We start from the raw sequence: 5,869 nt of genomic DNA, 5'->3' as shown, positions 1-5,869 counted from the left end.
CCTTCCCAGCCCACCCGGACCGGGCGGCCCAGCCACAGGCGCGGGAGCTCGGCCACCAGCTTGCCCGCCTCGCCCACTGATGCCAAAGCCGTGCGCAGCGGGTAACCCGCCTGCCTGGCATGGGCCAGCAGACGGTGCCGGTACCGACCGGAGATCAGGAAACTCAGCCAGCCCAATGCGCAGCCCATGGCGTGCAACAGCGGCAGCGGCAGCAGGCTCAGGGTGCGAAAGAGGATGTGGACTAGCGAGGCCAAGGCGTTGGGGGGATGGCCCCGGGCACAAGGTGTCCGGGGGACAGTCAGGGCATGGGGCTTGGTCTAGAATCCGCGCATCGCCGAGTTACTGAACTAATTGCGGGGCGATTCATAAATTCCGCTAAAGCGTTCGCCGAACTCTGAGTGACCGGCAACGCCGATCAACCAACTTGGAGTTTAACCATGGCGAACGACTTTCTTTTCACCTCCGAATCCGTCTCTGAAGGCCACCCCGACAAGGTTGCCGACCAGATCTCCGACGCGATCCTCGACGCAATTTTTGAGCAGGACCCCCGCAGCCGCGTGGCCGCCGAAACGCTGTGCAACACCGGTCTGGTGGTGCTGGCCGGCGAGATCACGACCAACGCACATGTGGACTACATCCAGGTGGCGCGCGACACCCTGAAGCGCATCGGCTACGACAACACCGAGTACGGCATCGACTACAAGGGCTGCGCGGTCATGGTCTGCTACGACAAGCAGAGCAACGACATCGCCCAGGGCGTGGACCACGCCAGCGACGACCACCTGAACACTGGCGCTGGCGACCAGGGCCTGATGTTCGGCTACGCCTGCGATGAGACGCCCGAGCTGATGCCCGCGCCCATCTACTACGCGCACCGCCTCGTGGAGCGCCAGGCCCAGTTGCGCAAGGACGGCCGACTGCCGTTCCTGCGGCCTGACGCCAAGAGCCAGGTGACCATGCGCTACGTGAACGGCAAACCGCACAGCATCGACACCGTGGTGCTGTCCACCCAGCACAGCCCCGACCAGAGCGAGACGCCCACCAAGATGAAGGCTTCGTTCAATGAAGCCATCATCGAGGAGATCATCAAGCCGGTGCTGCCCAAGGAATGGCTGAAGGACACCAAGTTCCTGATCAATCCGACCGGCCGTTTTGTCATCGGTGGCCCGCAGGGCGACTGTGGCCTTACCGGTCGCAAGATCATCGTGGACACCTACGGCGGCGCCTGCCCCCACGGCGGTGGTGCCTTTTCGGGCAAAGACCCCTCCAAGGTGGACCGCTCGGCGGCGTATGCCGCGCGTTACGTGGCCAAGAACATCGTGGCCGCCGGCCTGGCCAAGCAGTGCCAGATCCAGGTGGCTTACGCCATCGGCGTGGCCCGCCCGATGAACGTGACGGTTTACACGGAAGGCACGGGTGTGATTCCCGACGAGCAGATCGCAGCCCTGGTGAATGAACACTTTGACCTGCGTCCCAAGGGCATCATCCAGATGTTGGACCTGCTGCGGCCGATTTACACCAAGACCGCCGCTTACGGCCACTTTGGCCGGGAGGAGCCCGAGTTCTTCTGGGAGCGCACCGACCGCGCCGCCGCCCTGAAAAAGGCCGCCGGACTGTAAGCATTCACTTACAAGACAACGCCAGAGCCCCGGTGCGCAAGCCCCGGGGCTTTTTCTCGCCGGAAATGCACCGGGTCCACCCCGCATTCCGGTGATCGGACCCAGTTGAATTTTTGCCACCAGCGTCCGATAAGGAAGTACGCGCAATGTTTTGCCCCGATCCGAACCGACCTGGAGCCTTCCACCATGGACACCTCTGCACCGACCACTGAGCAGCAGCTGGCACCCATCACCGACGAACTGCTGGCCGCCTTGAGCGCCGCCCGCGCCCTGTACGACAACGCGCCCTGCGGCCTGCTGGCACTCGACGCCGAGCTGCGATGCGTCAACATCAACCAGACCTTGCTGGACTGGCTGGGCACAGACCGTGACGAAGTGGTGATGTTCAGGAAGCTGACCGATCTGGCTGCGCCCGCGTCGCGCGAGGCGGCCTCACAGCATGTGGAGCAGTTGCTGATCAGCGGCCGCACCGAGCCACTCACGCTGTCGCTGTGCCGCGCCAACGGCGACTTTCTGCAGGCCCGCCTCACCTCCACCGCCGTTTACGACGCCGAAGGCCGCTTCCTGCACACCAGCACGATGGTGGCCGACCTGGGCAATGTGCCCGCCGGCCACAGTGCTGATGCGCCGCAAGACGCCATCCTGCGCAGCATCACCGACCGCATTCCAGCCCGCCTGGCCTACTACGACAAGCATCTCGTCTGCCGCTTTGCCAACAATGCGCACGCCCAACGCTACGGCAAGAAGCCCAAAGACATGGTGGGCTCGCACCTGAGCGAAGTGGTGCGGCCCGAGCTCTTGCCCGAAATCATGACGCGCGTGCTGGCCACACTGGGCGGCCAGGCGCAGAACTTTGAAGCCGAGCGCACAAGCGCAGACGGTGGCAAAAACTACTTCGAAATCCACTACATCCCGGACGTGCAGAACGGTGAAATAGAAGGTCTTTTCATCGAGCTGCACGACATCACCGAGCGCCGCCGCACCGAAGAGTTTGTGCTGCACGCCAACCAGGATCTGGAAGAACGTGTGCGCGAACGCTCCGAGGAGCTGTTTGCCAGCGAGCAACGCTACCGCCTGATGGTCGATGCCATCCAGGACTACTGCATCTACTTTGTGGACGAGGCCGGCACGGTGGTCGACTGGACCGAGAGCGCCCAGCGCCTGCATGGCCACCAGCGCTCGCAGATCGTGGGTCAGTCCTACGAGACCCTCCTGTGCACCGACAACGCGGGCGAGGACGAGGTCGATCCCGGTCAGGTGCTGCGTTTGGCCAAGGAGCACGGCCAGTGGGAGTCGCGCGGCTGGCGCCTGCGCGAGGACGGTTCGCGCTTCTGGGCGCACACCGTTCTAACCGCCTTGCGCAACGAAGTGGGCGAACTGCAGGGCTTGTCCAGCATCACGCGCGACATGACCGCGGCCAAGAGTCTGGAGGACGTGATGAACGACCTCAACCGCGAGCTGGAAAAACGCGTGGCCGAACGCACGCAACAGCTGGTGGCCGCGAACAAGGACCTGGACGTGTTCTCGCACATGGTTTCGCACGACCTGCGCGCGCCGCTGCGCCACATCGCCAGCTTCGTGAGCCTGCTGCAGGAGCAGACCGGCGAGTCCACCGACAACCTGGCCCGCCAGTACCAGACCTCCATTGCCAAGGCGTCCAAGCGCATGAGCCTGATGATCGAAGGCCTGCTGGAATACGCGCGGTTGGGCCGCGTGGCGCTGGAATCGCAACCGGTGCCGATGGCGCCCTTGTTGCATGGCGTGATCGCCCACCTGAAACAGGAACATCCGAACCGCACCATCGAATGGACGGTTGACCAGGACCTGCCCATGGTGCGTGGCGACGCCATGCTGCTGGCCCAGGCCTGGGGCAACCTGCTCGACAACGCGGTGAAGTACACCGCCAAGCGCAGCGATGCCGTCATCAAGGTGGGCTGGAAGGTCAATCCTTTGGGGGGCCGCACTTTCTACGTAAGCGACAACGGTGCCGGCTTCGATCTGGAAAAAGCGCACAACCTGTTCGTGATGTTCCAGCGCCAGCACCATTCGATGGACTTCGAAGGGACCGGCACGGGCCTGGCCCTGGCGCAGCGCATCATCGACCGCCACGGTGGTCGTATCTGGTCGGAAACGGCGCCGGGCGCGGGTTGTACCTTCTACTTCACGCTGCCACTGGAGACCGTGGAGCCTGATCTGGCCTTCCCGCAATCCGCCATGGCCGAACTCACGGCTTGAGACACGTCGCTCGGCGGGCTGGGTGCCCGCCGATAATTCTCGCGTGAACCCTTCCAGCCCGACGCTCACCCCCCTCTTCTCCCTGCAAGGCCGCGTGGCCCTGGTCACTGGCGCCAGCCGTGGCCTGGGCCTGGCCATGGCCTCGGCACTCGCCGCCCACGGCGCCGAGGTCTGGCTCAATGGACGAGACGCTGAAAGCCTGCGCGCGGCCGTGGAGCACGCCAGCGAAACCGCCAACGGTTCGCTGCTCCATGTGCTGCCGTTCGACGTGACCGACGAGGCCGCGGCCACCCAAGCCGTGGCCCGCGTGCTGGCCACGAGCGGCCGCCTGGACATCCTGATCAACAACGTGGGCCAGCGCCGCCGGCAACCGCTGGAGCAACTGCCCGCCCAAGCCTTGCGCGATCTGCTGGAGGCCAACCTTGTCTCGGCCTGGCACCTGTGCCGCGAGGCCGCCCTACCCATGCGGGCACAGGGCTTCGGCCGCATCATCAACGTGACTTCCATTGCCGGGCCGATCGCGCGCGCCGGCGACGCCGCCTACACCACCAGCAAAGGCGCGCTCGAAGCCCTCACCCGGGCGCTCGCGGCCGAACTCGGCCCACAGGGCATCAACGTCAACGCCATCGCGCCGGGTTTTTTTGCCACCGAGGCCAACGCCACCATGACAGGCGATGAACAGACCTTGGCCTGGCTGCAGCAACGCACCTCGCTAGGCCGTTGGGGCCAGGCCGACGAGATCGCCGGGGCCGCCGTGTTCCTGGCGTCACCGGCGGCCAGCTACGTGACCGGGCACACCCTGGTGGTGGACGGCGGCTACCTCGCCCACTTCTGAATCGGAGCGGGACTCAGACCACCTGAGGCAGGTGCAACACCACCTTGCGCGGATCGTCCGCGAGTCGGTCCAGCGCGTGGTTCAGGCGCTCCATCAGGCGGGCGTCGTCCACCGATCCGTCCGCTTCGTCAGGCAGAGCTGCCGAGACGAGGCGAAAACGCAAGGCCAGGTCGGAGGGCAGCTGGGGAACCCGCTCCAGCCCTTTGGCCACGATGTGCTGCCCCAGCAGCTTGAGGTCTTCGGGGCCTTCGACGAGTACCGCGAAGCGCGTTTCGGCGATGCGGCAGACCGTGTCCACATCGCGCACCACGGCCGACAGGCGCGAAGCCGTCACCACCAGCGCCCGGTCCCCCGCCTCGCGCCCCTCGCGTTCGACGATGGCGGCGTGGTTGGACAGCTCCACCAGCACAAGACCGAAGCGGTGGCTGTAGCGGCGTGCCCGGCGCAGCGCATCGCGCAGGCGCAACATCAGCACCGGCGCAATCGTCAAACCGGTCAAGGGATCGGTGCTTTCAATGGCGCGCAGGCGGGCGCGGTTCTCGCTGAAGTCCTTGGCGCGACGATGCAGGATGTAGAGCAACAGCGGGATCTCGATCGCCGAGCCAATCAACACTGCGTACTGCGTCGCCCAGCTGTCCGGCAGCACGCCGGCGCTGCGCAGCGCCGGAAAGGGATACGCCAGGTGCACCGGCAGGAAGCCCAGCGCCATCCAGCCCGCGTAGGTCTCGCCGCGGCGCCAGGTCCAGACGCACAGACCAAAGCTCAGCAGCACCGACAGCAGGCCGTAGAGGTTGAGCACGATGAAGGCTGGCCGGTTCAGCAGCAGCAGGTAAGCCGCCGGGAACAACAGGCCGAACACCGACCAGGCCAGCACAAAACGGTCAACCCCGCGGCTGTGTCGCGAGACCACGCAGACCTCGCGCACGAACCAGATGCCCGAGGCGGTCAACCAGAGCATGAACACGGGCGGCGCCGCGTCGTTCCAGGCCGGGTGATCGGGCCAGAAGAACAAGCCCCCGACACCGGTGAAGGCGGCCTGAAATCCCAGCATGCAAGCCACATAACAGCAGTAGGCAATGAATGCCCGGTCCGCGTACAGCCGGGCATGCACCCAACCCAGGAAGAGCACCAGCAGCCCGAAACCCAGGTAACCGCCCACCAAGAGGAAGGTCCACTGGCG

General features: G+C 65.4%; 4 protein-coding genes and 1 pseudogene. 3 read left to right on the top strand and 2 right to left on the bottom strand.

Translation table 11 applies throughout. The features are described from left to right. Nucleotides 1-254: pseudogene (locus Q0C59_RS18070) on the bottom strand (lysophospholipid acyltransferase family protein); the annotation flags it as partial. 183 nt (nucleotides 255-437) lie between these two features. Here Q0C59_RS18070 and metK point away from each other — a divergent pair. The 3 genes from metK (at nucleotide 438) to Q0C59_RS18055 (ending at nucleotide 4,689) form a co-directional block, all read left to right on the top strand. Continuing rightward, a complete protein-coding gene (gene metK / locus Q0C59_RS18065) occupies nucleotides 438-1,619 on the top strand; it encodes a methionine adenosyltransferase (protein WP_291218146.1) in 1,182 nt (393 codons plus the stop codon). A gap of 186 nt (nucleotides 1,620-1,805) precedes the next feature. After that, complete coding sequence (locus tag Q0C59_RS18060) at nucleotides 1,806-3,854, top strand: PAS domain S-box protein (protein WP_291218144.1); 2,049 nt, start codon at nucleotides 1,806-1,808, stop codon at nucleotides 3,852-3,854. 43 nt (nucleotides 3,855-3,897) lie between these two features. Further along, nucleotides 3,898-4,689, top strand: coding sequence for an SDR family oxidoreductase (locus Q0C59_RS18055; RefSeq protein WP_291218142.1), 792 nt, complete (start codon nucleotides 3,898-3,900; stop codon nucleotides 4,687-4,689). Between the two features lie 13 nt (nucleotides 4,690-4,702). Here Q0C59_RS18055 and Q0C59_RS18050 read toward each other — a convergent pair. Further along, nucleotides 4,703-5,869: 7TM diverse intracellular signaling domain-containing protein (locus Q0C59_RS18050; protein ID WP_291218140.1), on the bottom strand; the 1,167-nt coding region annotated here is incomplete at its 5' end.

Origin of the sequence: Hydrogenophaga sp. (assembly GCF_022844385.1) — a bacterium.
In the GTDB taxonomy this organism is placed as follows: domain Bacteria; phylum Pseudomonadota; class Gammaproteobacteria; order Burkholderiales; family Burkholderiaceae_C; genus Hydrogenophaga.
This window is presented reverse-complemented; position numbering and strand designations above follow the sequence as displayed.